This window comes from Marinomonas sp. S3726 (assembly GCF_000967665.1).
In the GTDB taxonomy this organism is placed as follows: Bacteria; Pseudomonadota; Gammaproteobacteria; order Pseudomonadales; family Marinomonadaceae; genus Marinomonas.
The window spans coordinates 58,790-74,797 of record NZ_JXYC01000010.1; the positions used below are offsets into that span (position 1 = coordinate 58,790).

Genomic DNA, 16,008 nt, shown 5'->3' on the forward strand with positions numbered 1-16,008 from the left:
CAGCCTAGTTTTGATATTGGGAATTTGAAGGAAAGGTTAAGCGATAGTGAATAAAGAAATCGCAGGCAAGCAAGAAGAAAAGTAGAACCCCTTGAAACATGCCGACAACGGCAATAGGAATCCCCATTTCAATTTGAGCAAGATCACCACCCATATATAAAACAGCCATAAAAGTGGCTGACAGTAAGGCGCCAAGAGGATGTAAACGGCCAAGATAGGCGACAATGATGGCAGAGTAACCATAACCCGGAGAGATACCAGGGACTAGTTGGCCTATTGGGCCCGCGACTTCAGAAACGCCTGCAAGCCCAGCTAGGGCGCCTGCAAACAACATAACAGCCCAAGTTAACTTTGTTTGGTTAAAGCCTGCGTATCTTGCTGCAGGTTCGTCTGCCCCAAAAACTTTAATCTGAAAACCTAAATGGCTTTTAGCCAAGACAAAGGCGGCGAAAATTGCGAGCAAAATAGCAAAGATGATGCCTATATGTGCACGACCATCTTCATTTAATAGGGGCAATATAGTGGCATCTGAGAAAATAGCCGATTCAGGAAAGCCGAATCCATCAGGATCTCTTAATGGACCATGCACACCCCATAAAAGTAGATAGAGGGCGATATAGTTAAACATTATGGTGGTGAGTATGAGATTAGAGTTGAATTTAAGTTTTAAAAACGTCGGTATTGCGGCCCAAAGCATACCGCTAAGGATGCCAGCGATTAAAGTAAGAGGAAGAGCAAACCAAGCTTCAGAATCAACAAATTGAAGCGCCATAGCACTGCCGCCCAATGCACCAATGAGGAGCTGCCCCTCTGCACCAATGTTCCATAAATTAGCACGATAACAAAGAGATAGGCCGACTGCACAAAGGAGTAAGGGCCCCATTTTTACGAGCATTTCGCTGAAGTTGTAAGCGTCGGATAAAGGCGCTATTAAAAGCAGATGCATGGCTTGTAGTGGGTCTTTATCAAGTAAACTAAATAAAATAGAGCCAAAGATAAGAGTGAGGAAAATTGCCAGTAAAGGTGACGCGAATGTCATTAACTTACTGGGCTCGATACGAGCAGTAACTTGAATCATGCTGAAGCCTCCTTACTTGGTGTATCTGTTTCACTGATAAAAGTGCCTGCCATCCACTGTCCTATTTGATCTATATTAGTGTCTTCACATCGTATAACAGGAGAAAGGAAGCCATCACATACTGCTGCCATACGATCGGCTAATAAGAAAAGTTCATCGATATCTTCAGAGACGAGTAAGATAGCTGCACCTTCATCTCTTAACTTTAATAAGGCTTGATGTATGGCTAACGCCGCGCCAACATCTACGCCCCAAGTAGGGTGTGCACAAATAAGGACTTTAGGGCTCTGTCCAATTTCTCGGCCCATTATGAATTTTTGCAAATTCCCACCACTTAAGCTTTGCGCCTCTGAGAATTCACCGTGGCATTTTACTTTAAAGCTATCTATGAGTTGACTGGTGTAAGATTTAAGACCTTTCCAGTCAACAATGCCTTTATGAATAAAGCCTTTTGAGTGAGTGAGTAGGGTGTTCTCACTCAAGCTCATATCTGGCACGGCACCACGACCTAGCCTTTCTTCTGGTACATAGGCCATGCCAAGCTGCCTACGCTTTCCTGCACCTAAGTCTCCAATAGGGACTTGATTAAGCTTAATCATATCTGGTGCTGCTCTGCTATCCTCACCGCTTATGGCAGACATCAGCTCTTCTTGGCCATTACCTGCAACACCTGCAATACCTAAAATTTCACCAGCAACAAGGTCAAATTGAATGTTTTTAAGTTGGGTGCCAAAAGGTTGGGCGCTGGATAAACTTAAATTTATTACTTCTAAATAAACCTTGTCTCCTGTTTTTTTAGTGTAACCAGCATCTTGTTCGGCTAGATCGCCAACCATCATCTTGGCGAGACTTGCTGGTGTTTCTTCTTTAGGATTACAGGTGTCGACTACTTTCCCTGCTCTTAAAATAGTGGCACTTTGGCAAATCTCAGTTACTTCGTGCAATTTGTGACTGATGAAAAGTATGCTGCATCCTTCTTTGGAGAGCTGCTTTAATACAACAAATAAACCTGCAACTTCCTGAGGGGTTAATACTGAGGTTGGTTCATCTAGAATGAGTAACTTTACTGATTGAACTAGACAACGCATGATCTCAACTCTTTGTCTTTCGCCTATGGAAAGTGAGTGAACATATTTATCAGGGTCAACGTTTAAACCATATTGTTCTGACAGTTGGCTGATACGTTGAGACAAGTCTGGAATAGAAGCCAGCTGTTCTTTACTCAGACATAGCTCTATATTTTGGCTAACACTTAGGGTTTCAAATAGCGAAAAGTGCTGAAAAACCATGCCTATGCCTAAGTCTCTGGCATTTGCTGGATTGCTAATTTTTACCGATGAGCCTTCCCAGATAAGCTCTCCTGCATTGGGGGCTACAACACCATAGATCGCTTTAACCAGAGTACTCTTGCCCGCACCATTTTCACCTAACAAGGCATGAATTTCGCCATTTTCTAATGACATGCTGATATTGTCATTGGCAAGACAGCCTGGATATTCCTTAGTGATATTCTTAAGAGTGAGGCGAGGAGGAGTGCTTTCTTTGCGAGTTAAATTAGGAGTCTCTATCACAATCACATCTCTACTTACTTGAGACATAGTAATAATGCTCAAGGCTTAAGTTGATATAACCCTAGCTCAGTTATTGGAGAAGGGGGCTTATAACATCTGAGTGCTGAACAAAAACAAACTTAATTATTTAGTGTGTGGCTAAGCAAAAAGGATGCCGAACCAGATATTGCCGCCTTGATGCTAACTTTAGTCTAGATGAAACTTAAAAATTGAGAAAAAAACATCTAAACGGTGAAATTTTTGTTTCAGGTATTCAATAATTGTTTCATTTATTTTAAAGTTGGGGCATAAAGAATTATCTAACATGAGATTGAAGATATTAATCAATCGTAAACATGCTCATATTTTTTTAACGTATCTATTTAGTTTTAACAACTATAAATTTAAAAAGAAATTTTCACGGAGTGCCACTTTATGTCTGATTACCCAAGAAACTTAACTGGCTATGGTGCCAATCCGCCACATCCTAAATGGCCTAATAAAGCACGTGTTGCTTTACAATTTGTACTTAACTACGAAGAAGGTGGTGAAAACTGCATTCTTCATGGCGATAAAGCCTCAGAAGCCTTCTTGTCAGAAATGGTTGGTACGGATGCTCGTGAAGGCGTTCGTCATATGAGTATGGAATCCATTTATGAATATGGAAGTCGAGCAGGGGTATGGCGTTTACTCAACTTATTTAAAGAAATGGACATTCCTCTCACTATTTTTGCTGTCGCAATGGCGTTAGAACGTCACCCTGAGGTGGCAAAAGCCTTTGTTGATGCTGGCCATGAAATTTGTAGTCATGGTTATCGCTGGATTGATTATCAGTATGTAGATGAAGAAACAGAACGTGAGCATATGCATAAGGCGATTGAAATTATAGAGCGCCTAACGGGTAATCGCCCACTAGGTTGGTATACAGGGCGTACTGGCCCAAATACTAACCGTATCGTGGCTGAAGAAGGTGGTTTTTTATATAACGCAGATGATTACAGTGATGATCTTCCATTTTGGAAAGAAGAAGCTGGTATCCCTCAGCTAATGATTCCATACACGCTAGACACTAACGATATGCGTTTTGCCGCGCTTCAAGGATTTAATACGGGTGAGCACTTTTTTCAATACCTAAAAGATGCTTTCGATACTTTATATGCAGAAGGTGCTGAGTCCCCAAAAATGCTGTCTATTGGCCTGCATTGTCGCCTAATTGGACGTCCTGCTCGTATCGCAGGTTTACGTCGATTCTTAGAATATGTGAAGCAGTTTGATGATGTTTGGTGCTGTCGCCGTATCGATATTGCTCATCACTGGCGTGAGAATTTCCCTTATCAAAAGTAATACCGATTAATTTGAAGTACTAATGTGTAGTGCTTCTAAACAAGAGAATAGATGATGACAATTTTAATCAATAAGCCAAGTGAATTAAGTAAAGACGCTTTTATGGCTCAGTTCGCAGGTGTTTACGAGCATTCTGATTGGGTTGCCGAATTGTTGTGGCAACAACTTGAAGTGAGTGTAGAAAAGCAATGTTTCGATACTGTAGATGCCATTGCTTCCCAAATGAAAAATATTGTAGATACAGCCAGTTATGACCTTAAATTAGCATTATTACGTGCTCACCCAGATTTAGCGGGTAAAGCTGCCCTCGCAGGTGAACTGACGGATGATTCAACCTCAGAGCAAGCAGGTGTTGGTCTTGATGAACTGAATGAAGAGGAGTTTCAGCGCTTCCAGCATATCAATGACAGCTATAAAGCTAAGTTTGAGTTTCCTTTTATTATGGCTGTGAAAGGCGCAACCAAAACACAAATTTTTGATGGTTTTGATGCGAGAATTGATAATAGTGTTGAGGTTGAATTTGCTCGTGCAGTAAATGAGGTTCATAAAATTGCAGGCTTTAGATTAGCGGAAAAGTAGCTGTAACAGATATGGGTCGTATATAGATAAATACTCATATTTTGTAATCGAAAGTTTCATTAAAAGGTCATTGGGGGAGCGTTCTTTCTAATGACCTTTTTTTGTGCATGTATTTTTTGCTGTTTTGCTAAGTTAATGAAAATAAAGGAAAGTTGGAAATCACGTTTAACCTGTTATTGAATTAACATGCTTTATCACAATAAAGGTGTGTTTTTTAAAAGCAATTTGGCATATAGGGTAGGCTTTTTAATGGCGCTTCTGTAAGATAGTCGTTCGGTTTTTAATCATTGCTTAAATGATACTGTTGAATTGTATTAATGTTTTTTAACGTGTTTTTTTGTTAAGTGTTTGATAGAAAAAAAGCAGCAGCGTGGAGTTGGGTGAGTTTTGAGTCGTATCCGAGCTTGTATAGATCAATTTTTAGGCCTCGGCGTTGGTGTTGATGCTGATAGTAGTTCCTACCATGTTCAGGTTGTAAATTTATCTTATTTGCTAACCTTTGCGGCTTTTTTGATTCTTTTTCTTCCTAGTCTTCAGCTTAGTAATGTTTTCCTGCTTGTTTTCGAAATCCTATCCCTTGGTTTTTTATTATTTGGCTTATACCTAAATATTAATCAGCGTCAAAATTACGCTGCGATTCTGTTCCCTGTCATAGTGATATGTAATACCTCAGTAAAAACCATGGTGTTTTACGGTGTCGAAAGTCATCTTCATTGGTTTTTAGCGGTAATAGGTGTGTATGTTTATACTGCATTTAGTCGTGAAATTAGGCATTGGCGAGTCCCCTTTTTAATTGTCAGTGTTGCTATTTTTATTTTGTGTTATGCCTATCCAAATTCATCTCAAATTCTAATGGCACCTGAGCAGCAGGTGGTTGTAAGAAATTTAACCTTTATTATTACGCTTGCAGCGATCAGTGGTGCAACTGCACTTGTAGTGGGTCGTTTAAGGCGAGCTAACTCTGATTTACGAAAATTGGCTGAGTTAGATGAATTAACAGGGATTGCTAACCGTCGTAAGGTGCTTGCGGATGCTGTAAATATTTATGCAGATGCCGTTATTAATATGGAGTCTTGTGTTTACGCTATCGTCGATCTTGATCATTTCAAAAAAATTAATGATACCTATGGTCATGAAGCTGGTGACGTGGTGCTTAAAAGTGTTGCCGCTAAAATGGATGAAACAATCAGGCCTGCGGATAAGTTAGGGCGTTATGGTGGTGAAGAGTTTGTCGTTATCATGCCTGATACGGATATAGCACAGGGATTACAAGAGATGGATCGCTTACGCCAAGAAGTGAGTGATATGCTCATAGAAACCGATATGGGTGTTGTTGTTCCTGTTACATTGAGTGTTGGTTTATCTGCTATTTCCCTTGAGACAAACCGATATGAAGAGATTCTAGCTGAAGCAGATAGTGCTTTGTATAGTGCTAAACGTGAGGGTCGTAATCGCGTTTCTGCCTATACTAGCTTCTAATTAAGCCTTACTTTTATACTTTATAAATACATCCTTGTATTTTTCTTTTCTTTCTAGATCAAATTTCTATGTCTATTTTACCTAACGTACTTTATCGAGAAGCCGATTATTGGGTGGTTAATAAACCTGCGGGCATGAGTTTTCATGCTGAAGGTCAAGAAATTGGGTTTATGCAATGGATGCATGAGCAATATCCTGATCAAACTTTTTATCCGGTACATAGGTTGGATAAAATTACCTCAGGTTTGATTCTGCTAGCAAAAAACAAACAGGCAGCACAAAAGTTTGGGCTTATGTTCGAGCAACACTTAGTGACTAAATTTTATTTAGCGATAAGTGCAAAAAAACCGAAGAAAAAGCAGGGTAGTATCAAAGGGGGGATGCAGCAAGGCAGAAGAGGAAGTTGGATGTTAAATCAGACAAGTGAAAACCTTGCTCACACTCAGTTTTTCTCGACACCAATAAAGCCTGGATTACGCTTGTTTTTATTGAAGCCAAAAACGGGTAAAACGCATCAACTTAGAGTCGCTTTGAAAAGTTTGGGTGCGCCCATTCTTGGCGATGTGCGTTATGGAGGAGAGGAATGTGATAGGGGGTATTTGCATGCATTTCAGTTAAGTTTTGAATGGCTGGGTGAGGCAAAAATTTATCAGTTCATACCTGATTTTGGAGAGGTATTTAATATGATTGAGCCTGTTATGCAAGAAGCAGGTTTTTCTACTCCAAATGAGCTTGTTTGGCCTAAATAGTCCGATTAAGGCTCACTTTATTGTGGCATATAAATTAAACCCTTATAGCCTGAGACTCTTACATTAAATCCTTGTAGAATGCCCGCCAGAGGTAAACTTAATGAAAAATGTTTTATTGTACTGTCGCCCAGGCTTTGAAAAAGACTGTGCTGGCGAAATTACTGAATTGGCAGCAATGCATGGCTTCTATGGTTATGTGCGCATGCAGCCAAAGCAAGGCTTTGTTCTTTTTGTTATGGAAAGGTCTGATGAGGGTGAATTGCTGATTGATACACTTTCTTTTTCTGATTTGATTTTTGCTCGTCAGATAATTGCAGTGAATGATGAGATAAGTATGGGAAGTGGGGGGCGTGTTGAGGCCCTACTTGATGCTGCTAAAAAATTGCCTCTGGCTCAAGATCTCTGGATAGAAACAGCAGATACAAATGAAGGTAAAGGGCTGGCTGGTTTAATTAAAAAACTAGACAAGCCGTTACGACAGGGCTGGAAGAAAGCGAGCTTATTGAGAACTAAGGCGGTTGGGGTAAGACATCATTTATTTCTCGTGAGTGGTGAGCTTGCGTTTTTAGGTGTTTCTAACGCTAGATGTCGAAGTGAATTTCCTTTGGGGATTAGAAGGCTAAAGTTTCCTTCGAATGCGCCAAGTCGTTCTACCTTAAAGCTTGAAGAAGCGATGCATGAATTTGTGCCTGCAAAGAAATGGCCAGTATTGCTTCGAGAGGGCATGACAGCTGTTGATTTAGGTGCTGCGCCTGGTGGCTGGACTTATCAGTTGGTTGAGCGTGGTATGCGAGTTACCGCTATAGATAATGGGCCTATGGGTGAGTTGCTAATGGCGACGGGGTTGGTTGATCATCAAAAGGCTGATGGCTTTAAGTTTCAACCGCCAAGACAGGTTGATTGGTTGGTCTGTGACATGGTCGAAAAGCCACAAATGGTGACAGAGTTAATGGCCAAGTGGTTGAGTCAAGGTTGGACTAGGCGCAGTATTTTTAATCTTAAGCTACCTATGAAAAAGCGTTTCCAAGAAGTCTCGACTTGTTTGGCTTTGTTGAAAGATTCGCTGGATAAAGCTGGTCGTCAATACGAAATACAGGCGAAGCATCTATATCATGATAGAGAAGAAATTACAGTGTGCGTTATCTGCCATTAAAGGTAATTTCATGTCAATAAAAAGGCCAATCATCCGATTGGCCTTTTGGGCTTTAAATAGCTGAGTTTTCCGGAGATGGAAAATATCCCATAGCTTCTTCCATTAACTTATCTCTTTCGTAGATGTCTTTACGAAATCCTGGCATGCCATTTCTATCAGGTACGACTGTGAAATAGACAATATAAACAGGTAGTTGCTTGGGTAGGCTTACGACCTTGGTTTGCTTGGATTGAATTGCGTTTTGCAACACTTCAACTTGTTTGCTGCCCGCGATCAGGTTATTGGCAAATAAGTCAGGCTCTTCTAGGCGAATGCAACCAGAGCTGAAGGCACGATTAGATTCCTTAAAGAGATGTTTGGCTGGTGTGTCATGTAAGTAGATTTCGTTTCGATTGGGAAACATAAACTTATACAAGCCCAGAGCATTGCCTTCATCAGGGGTTTGCTCAAAGCGATATTTAAGTTTTTGAGGTGTGATCTTCTTCCAATCGATTTGGCTTGAATCGAGTTCTTTGGCGCCAACAGTCCAGCTGGAATAAACTTTATAGCCCTGTTCTAGTAAGTAGTTAGGGTTGGTATGTAGCTTAGGTAGTAAGCTCTCTTGTGCAATTCTGTGAGGAACGCGCCAGGTGGGGTTAGCAACCATATAGGTCATTTTCCCTTTAAATACTGGCGTTTTGCGTTCTTTTTTGCCTATCACTGCCTTCATGGTGGAGTGTTGGTCATTCAGAATTGTGTGCACTTTATAGTCGGTTAGATCCACCCAAATTCGTTCAGCTTCTAACTCTGAAGGTAGCCAGCGCCAACGTTCTAAATTGTAAGCAATTTGTTTTGCTCTTAGCTCGATCGGAACGTTAAGCATTTCGATTGTCTGGGAACCGGCATGACCATCGGCTTTTAGGTCATGTCGTCGTTGAAAGTTGATAAGAGCTTGCTTAACTTTTTTATCAAACTTGTCTTCTTGAATTGTTCGAGTTGAGAAGCGAATATCTCCAAGCTGAACTAGGCGTGCTCTTAGCTGCGCAATTCTTGGGCCTTGATCGCCAAGTGACAGTGGAACGCCAGCAGATACGCGGATATCTTTTTGTTTGCTAGCAATGTCTTGATAATAAACCAACCACTTTTGTAATACCTGGTAGTTAGGGTGGCGAGGTGCTAACTGAGGTAGGTAGTTAACCATATCGCTAGTGGAGTTTAAGTAGAGTAGTTCAGACCACTGGCTAGTTGGAGCATCTAACTGCCAGTTTGGGTCTATAAGTAGGGGTTCGTAGCGGCCAATGCTTAAATCATGGGCATAGCTAGATAGTGCAATCGTCGCGATTACATCCAGTTCTGCCAATTGTTGCGTACTTGGTTGCTGAATCGCGAGATATTCTTTAATTGTGCTGGTGTGATAATAAATGGGGTTGAGTCCATGGCTGCCAGCTTCTTCTAAGATATCAACTAATTTATATAACGAAGGGTTTAGTATATTGTTTTCAATCCAAAAAGGTTTGAATTCCCTAAAGCGATAAGCGGCTTGAACTGCTTCGTTCGGTAGTGCTTGTCCTGCGACAGGAGAAAAGGCATTCACCATCATGCTGACTTGGCTGGTAACGCTTGTCGCAATTTGTTCAACACTTGGTGGTGTTACAACAAAACTACTCGGGCTGCTTTTGGGTGTTGGAGCTGAGCAAGCGCTAAGTAGTAAAGCTAATGAGGCGCAAGCCAGTCCTTTTAAGGCAGTCCAATTCATTCATATCTCCTTGGTGATTGACTCATATTAATTGGTCATGGTTTCTAGTTCAGTGATTGTTATCAATGCTATTTCTCTTGTGTCTCCGCAAATATCTTTGTCTGCTTTAAAGTCACTACAGACTTTGGGTCTAGCATTATCTGTAAAAATATTGCATCTAAAGTCGTTGAGAAGATGTATGCACCTTTCTCCTGCCGCTTTGCCATTAGGCATTCCTGGGATGGCGGAGCTTATCGATGGCGCGATACAGCAGGCTCCACAAGAGGGTCTACATTGCATTCTTATCTCTTAATTGGCAAAAGATAATTTTAACCTAAAATGACGTAAAGCAAGTTAAAAAAATGTATTTTTTATCTTGTGTTAAGTGGATTGTTTTTTATAGGGATTTTGCTCTGTAACCATGTTAACTAATGTAATATTTGGTGTTTTAAACTGTCGCTTTTTCGTCTGCCCGTGTATTGTTTATGTGTCCAGTTACCTTATATGAAATGAATATGAAAGAAAAAATCCTTTTGGTTGAAGATAGCTCTGTTGTGCTCAAGGTACTTAAACATTTGGTAGGTCAAAATTCAAACTTTGAGCCTGTTTTAGCCAATAGCTATAGCGCAGCAATAGAGCAAATCGACATTCATGGTAATGACTTATTTGTTGCTGTGGTTGATTTGCATTTGCCTGATGCTGAAAACGGAGAGATCGTTGATGCCATGCTTGAAAGAGGCATTCCATGTGTTGTGTTAACTGGGACCTATGACGATAATCTTCGGCTCTCTCTTTTGAATAAAGGGGTTGTGGATTATGTCACCAAGGATAGTCGCTATTCATATCAGCATGTTATGAAGGTCGTTGAGAGGTTGCGAAAAAATGTTGCGATTAAAGTTTTGGTTGCAGAAGACTCAACAACCAGCCGAAACTTTATTAAAACGCTACTGCAACAGTATCGCTTTCAAGTTATTGAGGCCAAAGATGGGCAAGAGGCGCTGACGATTTTAGAGTCAGATGACACCATTAGTATGTTAATTACTGATCATAATATGCCTGTGATAAATGGTTATGATTTGGTGAGAATGTTGCGCCGAAATGTACGTTTTCAAGATCTGGTTATTATTGGTTTGTCTTCTGAAGGGGATTCATCCTTAACCGCTAAATTCATTAAATCTGGTGCTAACGACTTTCTTAAAAAGCCTTTTTATCATGAAGAGTTTCACTGTCGGGTAATACATAACTTAGAAGCTCAAGAGATGTTAAATACGATAAGAGATTTGGCTAACCTTGATGCGCTTACTGGCCTTTATAATAGGCGTTATTTGATGGTGGAGGGTGAAAGTTTCTATCAAGGTGCAGTCGCTGCGCACAGGCCTATTCATGTGGTGATGATAGATATAGATCACTTTAAGCAGATTAATGATAATTATGGGCATTTAATTGGTGACAGGCTTTTGGAGGCATTCTCTGAGCTTCTGACCGAATTTTTCTCTGATTCTTTGGTGGCTCGTTTTGGCGGAGAGGAATTTTGCGTTCTTAATGATACTTGTACTGTAGAAGGTGTTGCTCAGCGCTTAAAAGCATTACATGAATGTTTGGATGATAAGTCTTTCACCAGTGAAGAGGTGAAGGTGACTTACAGTGGTGGTGTTGTGAGCGAAGTGTTTGAGAATTTAGAAGGTGCGGTTAAAGTGGCTGACTCACGTCTTTATTTGGCGAAAAATAATGGCCGAAATCAAGTATGCAGTTTAAGTGAAGTTGGCTAGCTTAAGAATATGCTAGTCTTGAGTCGATGATTTTTAGACGTAAAAAAAACCGCGTACTAGACGCGGTTTTTTTGCTTTTAATGTTATTAGCCTTTTAGTAGCTTCATCAAGATAGGAGTGACTATGCCTGGATTGGCTTTGCCTTGGGATGCTTTCATTATTTGCCCCATAAAGAATCCCATCATTTTTTTCTGTTTATCTGCTTCAGCTGCCCTAAACTGTTCCACCTGAGCAGGGTTCGCTACTATGATTTCTTGAATCATGGCTTCTATAGCACCTGTATCGGTAACTTGTTTTAGACCTTTCTTTTCAATTATCTCGTCAGCACTGCCTTCGCCATTCCACATATCAGCCAGAATGTCTTTAGCAGTTTTGCCGTTAATTGTATTGTCTTTAATGCGGGCTAGTAGTAAACCTAGGTTGTTTGCATCGACAGGACTGTCGTTAATATCTAACTGGTTTTGGTTGAGAAGTTTGCTTAACTCCCCCATTACCCAGTTTGCTGATAACTTGGTGTCGCCAGCAGATTTATTAACCTTTTCAAAGTAATCTGCCATAGGGCGACTAGAAGATAGTACGCCTGCATCGTACTCGCTTAGTTTGTATTCAGAAATAAAGCGGGCAGCTTTTTGAGTTGGCAGCTCAGGTAGGCTTGCTTTAATTTCATCAACATACTCTTGAGTCAATACGACAGGGAGTAGGTCTGGGCAAGGGAAGTAGCGATAGTCGTTAGCGTCTTCTTTTGAGCGCATGCTACGAGTTTCATCTTTATCTGGATCATACAGGCGAGTTTCCTGCGTGATCTTGCCGCCATCTTCAAGAATGTCAGCTTGGCGCTCAACTTCTGTATGAATGGCTTTTTCGATAAAGCGGAAAGAGTTAACGTTTTTGATTTCGGTACGAGTGCCAAACTCTTCTTGTCCTTTAGGGCGAAGGGAGATGTTTACGTCGCAACGCATTGAGCCTTCGGCCATATTGCCATCACAAATGCCAAGGTAAGTCACGATAGAGTGAATCATCTTGACGTATGCAACGGCTTCTTTTGCTGAGCGAATATCGGGTTCAGAAACAATTTCAAGCAAAGGTGTGCTTGAACGGTTTAAGTCAATACCAGACATGCCATGGAAATCTTCATGTAAAGATTTACCCGCATCTTCTTCTAGGTGGGCGCGAGTGATACCAACACGTTTGGTGGTGCCATCTTCTAGTGTGACGTCAAGGTGACCAATACCAACAATAGGGTCGTCCATTTGGCTGGTTTGATAACCTTTAGGTAAGTCTGGGTAGAAATAGTTTTTGCGTGCAAAAACTGATGTCATACCAATGTCAGCATTCACTGCATGGCCAAACATAACGGCCATTCTTAGGGCTTCCTTGTTAAATACAGGAAGCGCACCAGGCATACCTAGGTCAACCAAGGTTGTTTGGGTGTTTGCTTCTGCGCCAAAGCTTACTGGGGCGCCAGAGAATAATTTAGATTGCGTGGATAGTTGGGCGTGAATCTCAAGGCCAATAACGATTTCCCAGTTCATTCTTATGCTCCTTTTTCCATGCTTGGGGTTTGTAGGTGCCAATCAGTTGCTTGCTGGAACTGGTGTGCAATGTTAAGTAATTTAGATTCAGCGAAATAGTTGCCCATAATTTGAAGGCCAACAGGCATCTTGTTACTAAAGCCGGCTGGTACTGACATGGCTGGGATGCCTGCCAAGTTTACAGATAGTGTGTAAATGTCTTCTAGATACATGGCAACAGGGTCATCTGTCTTACTGCCAATGGCAAACGCTGTGCTAGGTGCAACAGGGCCCATGATGACATCTACTTCGTTAAGAGCGTTAACAAAGTCTTGTTTTATTAGTCGACGGATACGCTGTGCTTTTAGGTAGTAAGCATCGTAATAACCTTCTGATAGTGCATATGTACCGACCATGATGCGCTTTTGTACTTCCTTGCTAAAGCCTTCTGCGCGAGATCTCATATACATATCTAGCAGGTCTTTTGGTTCATCGCAGCGGTGGCCATAACGAACGCCGTCAAACCTTGATAGATTAGAAGAGGCTTCGGACGGTGCAATGACATAATAAGCTGGAATACTTAATTTTAAGTTAGGTAGTGATACATCAATAACACTAGCACCTAATTTCTCAAACTCTTTTACCGCTTCTCTGATTGCATCAGCGACGCCTTGTTCTAGGCCTTCGCCAAAGTATTCTTTAGGCAAGCCAATTTTTAAACCTGTTAAGGGTTTGTTTAGATCCGCTAAATAATCTTGAGTGTCTACTTCTGCAGAAGTTGAATCTTGAGGGTCGAATCCCGCAATAGCATTCATCAAGTGAGCGCAGTCTTCGGCACTTCGAGCCATAGGACCTGCTTGGTCTAAGCTAGATGCATAAGCAATCATACCAAAACGGGAGACACGGCCATAAGTTGGCTTTAAGCCGGTAATGCCGCAAAAAGAGGCTGGTTGACGAATCGAACCGCCAGTATCTGTGCCTGTTGTGGCAACTGCCATGCCTGCTGCAACTGCGACGGCAGATCCGCCAGATGAACCGCCAGGAACAAGGTCGGTGTTCCAAGGGTTTTTAACCAGGCCATAATGACTGTTTTCGTTTGAGGAGCCCATGGCAAACTCATCCATATTTGTCTTACCTAACATAATGGCGCCAGCTTGTTCTAGGCGAGCTGTTACGGTTGACTCATAAGGTGGGATGAAGTTATTTAGCATTTTTGAGGCGCAGGTTGTTTTAATGCCGTTAGTGCAGAATAAGTCTTTATGCGCAATTGGTATGCCGGCTAATGGACCTGCTGTGCCGGCTTGAATCGCTTCATCAGCTTTTTGGGCTGCAGCAAGTGCTGATTCAGAGCACACAGTGATATAGCTATTTAGGCTAGGGTTTAGTTCCTTGATTTTATCAAGGTAGCTTTGTGTTAATTCGACACTTGTAATTTCTTTGTTGCGTAGCTTTTGTACAAGGCTAGAGATGTTTTGTTCAAGCATGATGGTATCCAATTAATCAATCACTTTGGGCACTAAGAAAAGGCCTGCTTCTGTGCTTGGAGCATTCGCTAGGAAAGCTTCGCGACGGTTTTCTTCTGTTACTTCATCTGCACGTAATCTTTGTGTCATTTCCAATGGATTGGAAAGCGGCTCTACACCATCTGTATCGACTGACTGCATTTGCTCAACTAGTTCTAAAACGCTGGAAAGAGATGATTGATATTGAGAAGCATCTTCTTCAGTGAGTGCTAGGCGCGCTAAATGAGCAATTTTTTGCACGTCTTGTTTATCTAGAGACATATTTCACCCATAAATAGTGTGTTGTAAAAAATGTTGGCTATTGTATCGAGAACCAAGGTTGGGTGATAGAGGATTGCCTCAAAAACTGATTAATAAGCCGCTAAATTAAAAAAATTTTAATAAACAATGAAATAGCACCCTCTATTTTGTAGAAAAGCGTGTATTCAGCTTGCCGAATGGGCCTTGGATTGGTACATTTTTACGCTGTTCGTATCGTATCTATCAGGGTGTTGAAATTCATGTTTAAGAAAATCAGGGGAATGTTTTCAAGCGATTTGTCGATTGACCTAGGGACGGCGAATACCCTTATCTATGTTCGCGACCGTGGAATCGTGCTTGATGAACCCTCCGTTGTGGCAATTCGTCATAATGGCAATCAAAAAACCGTTGCGTCCGTTGGTACTGATGCGAAGCGTATGTTAGGTAGAACACCTGGCAATATTACCGCTATTCGTCCATTAAAAGACGGCGTTATTGCAGACTTTCATGTTACTGAAAAAATGCTGCAGTATTTTATTTCTAAAGTACACGAGAATAGCTTGATGAAACCAAGTCCTCGTGTATTAGTTTGTGTACCTTGTAAATCCACTCAAGTTGAGCGTCGTGCTATCAAAGAGTCTGCTTTGGGTGCTGGTGCACGCGAAGTTTATATCATTGAAGAGCCAATGGCTGCGGCGATAGGTGCAGGTCTACCTGTTGCTGAAGCGTCCGGCTCTATGGTTATTGATATCGGTGGTGGTACTACTGAAATTGCAATCATCTCATTAAACGGTGTTGTAACCTCTGAATCTATTCGAGTAGGCGGTGACCGTTTTGATGAAGCTATCACGACTTATGTACGTCGTGCCTACGGTAGCTTAATTGGTGATGCCACAGCTGAGAAAATCAAAACTGAAATCGGTATGGCTTATCATACTGGTGAAGAGTTGCAAATTGATGTTCGTGGTCGTAACTTGGCTGAAGGTATCCCTCGTAGCTTTACACTAAGTAGCACTGAGATACTTGATGCTTTACAAGAGCCACTAGCGCAAATTGTTCAAGCGGTAAAAGGTGTGCTTGAGCAGTCTCCACCAGAGCTTGCTGCTGATATCGGTGAAACAGGTTTGGTGTTAACCGGTGGTGGTGCTTTGTTACGTGAAATTGATCGTCTTATTAGTGAAGAAACTGGATTGCCAGTAATTATCGCTGATGATCCACTGACCTGTGTTGCCCGTGGTGGTGGTATGGCGTTAGAGATGATAGATAAACATGCTTCTGAGCTCTTTACTGCTGATAATGAGTAAAAGGTTAGAGGTGAG

Annotated in this window: 14 protein-coding genes; 7 read left to right on the top strand and 7 right to left on the bottom strand. The window is 41.4% G+C overall.

What is annotated here, in order from left to right; genetic code table 11:
- Positions 1-4: 4 nt before the first annotated feature.
- Together TW85_RS09075 and TW85_RS09080 are read right to left on the bottom strand one after the other, a co-directional pair.
- Positions 5-1,078, bottom strand: coding sequence for an ABC transporter permease (locus TW85_RS09075; protein WP_046016804.1), 1,074 nt, complete (start codon positions 1,076-1,078; stop codon positions 5-7).
- Complete coding sequence (locus TW85_RS09080) at positions 1,075-2,676, bottom strand: ABC transporter ATP-binding protein (protein ID WP_084616215.1); 1,602 nt, start codon at positions 2,674-2,676, stop codon at positions 1,075-1,077. Before TW85_RS09080 ends, TW85_RS09075 begins: the two co-directional genes overlap by 4 nt.
- Positions 2,677-3,063: 387 nt before the next feature.
- Between TW85_RS09080 and puuE the strand changes: the two genes are divergently transcribed.
- The 5 genes from puuE to rlmM all read left to right on the top strand — a co-directional run bounded on the left by puuE (position 3,064) and on the right by rlmM (position 7,932).
- Positions 3,064-3,972: an allantoinase PuuE gene (gene puuE, locus TW85_RS09085; RefSeq protein ID WP_046016805.1), complete on the top strand. Its 909-nt coding sequence runs from the start codon at positions 3,064-3,066 to the stop codon at positions 3,970-3,972.
- Between the two features lie 51 nt (positions 3,973-4,023).
- Positions 4,024-4,551 (top strand): 2-oxo-4-hydroxy-4-carboxy-5-ureidoimidazoline decarboxylase, encoded by a 528-nt coding sequence (gene uraD, locus TW85_RS09090; RefSeq protein WP_046016806.1) that lies wholly within the window; start codon positions 4,024-4,026, stop codon positions 4,549-4,551.
- A gap of 387 nt (positions 4,552-4,938) precedes the next feature.
- Entirely contained in the window at positions 4,939-6,030 is a 1,092-nt protein-coding gene (locus TW85_RS25420; RefSeq protein ID WP_052702049.1) for a GGDEF domain-containing protein, read from the top strand.
- Between the two features lie 68 nt (positions 6,031-6,098).
- Positions 6,099-6,779 carry a TIGR01621 family pseudouridine synthase gene (locus tag TW85_RS09100; protein ID WP_046016807.1) on the top strand — a complete coding sequence of 227 codons (681 nt, stop codon included), beginning with the start codon at positions 6,099-6,101 and terminating at the stop codon, positions 6,777-6,779.
- Positions 6,780-6,879: 100 nt separating this feature from the next.
- Entirely contained in the window at positions 6,880-7,932 is a 1,053-nt protein-coding gene (rlmM, locus tag TW85_RS09105) for a 23S rRNA (cytidine(2498)-2'-O)-methyltransferase RlmM (RefSeq protein ID WP_046016808.1), read from the top strand.
- 52 nt (positions 7,933-7,984) lie between these two features.
- On the opposite strand, the gene TW85_RS09110 is transcribed toward rlmM, so the two are convergent.
- A complete protein-coding gene (locus TW85_RS09110) occupies positions 7,985-9,667 on the bottom strand; it encodes a L,D-transpeptidase family protein (protein ID WP_046016809.1) in 1,683 nt (560 codons plus the stop codon).
- A gap of 27 nt (positions 9,668-9,694) precedes the next feature.
- Positions 9,695-9,889 carry a Fe-S-cluster oxidoreductase gene (locus TW85_RS26455; protein WP_231870370.1) on the bottom strand — a complete coding sequence of 65 codons (195 nt, stop codon included), beginning with the start codon at positions 9,887-9,889 and terminating at the stop codon, positions 9,695-9,697.
- Between the two features lie 272 nt (positions 9,890-10,161).
- On the opposite strand from TW85_RS26455, the gene TW85_RS09115 reads away from it, so the two are divergent.
- Positions 10,162-11,415, top strand: a complete 1,254-nt coding sequence (locus TW85_RS09115) for a diguanylate cyclase (protein ID WP_046016810.1) — start codon at positions 10,162-10,164, stop codon at positions 11,413-11,415.
- 86 nt (positions 11,416-11,501) lie between these two features.
- On the opposite strand, the gene gatB is transcribed toward TW85_RS09115, so the two are convergent.
- Genes gatB through gatC form a run of 3 tightly spaced genes read right to left on the bottom strand, consistent with a single transcriptional unit; the run spans position 11,502 to position 14,710 of the window.
- A complete protein-coding gene (gene gatB, locus TW85_RS09120) occupies positions 11,502-12,947 on the bottom strand; it encodes an Asp-tRNA(Asn)/Glu-tRNA(Gln) amidotransferase subunit GatB (protein WP_046016811.1) in 1,446 nt (481 codons plus the stop codon).
- Positions 12,948-12,949: 2 nt separating this feature from the next.
- The gene (gene gatA / locus TW85_RS09125; RefSeq protein ID WP_046016812.1) at positions 12,950-14,410 is read right to left on the bottom strand and encodes an Asp-tRNA(Asn)/Glu-tRNA(Gln) amidotransferase subunit GatA; all 1,461 of its coding nucleotides are present in this window, start codon (positions 14,408-14,410) and stop codon (positions 12,950-12,952) included.
- Positions 14,411-14,422: 12 nt separating this feature from the next.
- On the bottom strand, positions 14,423-14,710 hold the full coding sequence (gene gatC / locus TW85_RS09130; protein WP_046016813.1) for an Asp-tRNA(Asn)/Glu-tRNA(Gln) amidotransferase subunit GatC: 288 nt from the start codon (positions 14,708-14,710) through the stop codon (positions 14,423-14,425).
- A gap of 239 nt (positions 14,711-14,949) precedes the next feature.
- Here gatC and TW85_RS09135 point away from each other — a divergent pair, with 239 nt between their 5' ends.
- Positions 14,950-15,993 carry a rod shape-determining protein gene (locus TW85_RS09135; RefSeq protein WP_046016814.1) on the top strand — a complete coding sequence of 348 codons (1,044 nt, stop codon included), beginning with the start codon at positions 14,950-14,952 and terminating at the stop codon, positions 15,991-15,993.
- Positions 15,994-16,008: the final 15 nt, after the last annotated feature.

Bases quoted from the DNA above. Each gene is read 5' to 3' on its own strand.
- TW85_RS09075 (WP_046016804.1), bottom strand. From the start codon at position 1,078: ATGATTCAAGTTACTGCTCGTATCGAGCCCAGTAAGTTAATGACATTC.
- gatB (WP_046016811.1), bottom strand. From the start codon at position 12,947: ATGAACTGGGAAATCGTTATTGGCCTTGAGATTCACGCCCAACTATCC.
- TW85_RS09100 (WP_046016807.1), top strand. From the start codon at position 6,099: ATGTCTATTTTACCTAACGTACTTTATCGAGAAGCCGATTATTGGGTG.
- gatA (WP_046016812.1), bottom strand. From the start codon at position 14,410: ATGCTTGAACAAAACATCTCTAGCCTTGTACAAAAGCTACGCAACAAA.
- uraD (WP_046016806.1), top strand. From the start codon at position 4,024: ATGATGACAATTTTAATCAATAAGCCAAGTGAATTAAGTAAAGACGCT.
- TW85_RS09135 (WP_046016814.1), top strand. From the start codon at position 14,950: ATGTTTAAGAAAATCAGGGGAATGTTTTCAAGCGATTTGTCGATTGAC.
- TW85_RS09080 (WP_084616215.1), bottom strand. From the start codon at position 2,676: ATGTCTCAAGTAAGTAGAGATGTGATTGTGATAGAGACTCCTAATTTA.
- TW85_RS09115 (WP_046016810.1), top strand. From the start codon at position 10,162: ATGAAAGAAAAAATCCTTTTGGTTGAAGATAGCTCTGTTGTGCTCAAG.
- rlmM (WP_046016808.1), top strand. From the start codon at position 6,880: ATGAAAAATGTTTTATTGTACTGTCGCCCAGGCTTTGAAAAAGACTGT.
- gatC (WP_046016813.1), bottom strand. From the start codon at position 14,710: ATGTCTCTAGATAAACAAGACGTGCAAAAAATTGCTCATTTAGCGCGC.
- puuE (WP_046016805.1), top strand. From the start codon at position 3,064: ATGTCTGATTACCCAAGAAACTTAACTGGCTATGGTGCCAATCCGCCA.
- TW85_RS09110 (WP_046016809.1), bottom strand. From the start codon at position 9,667: ATGAATTGGACTGCCTTAAAAGGACTGGCTTGCGCCTCATTAGCTTTA.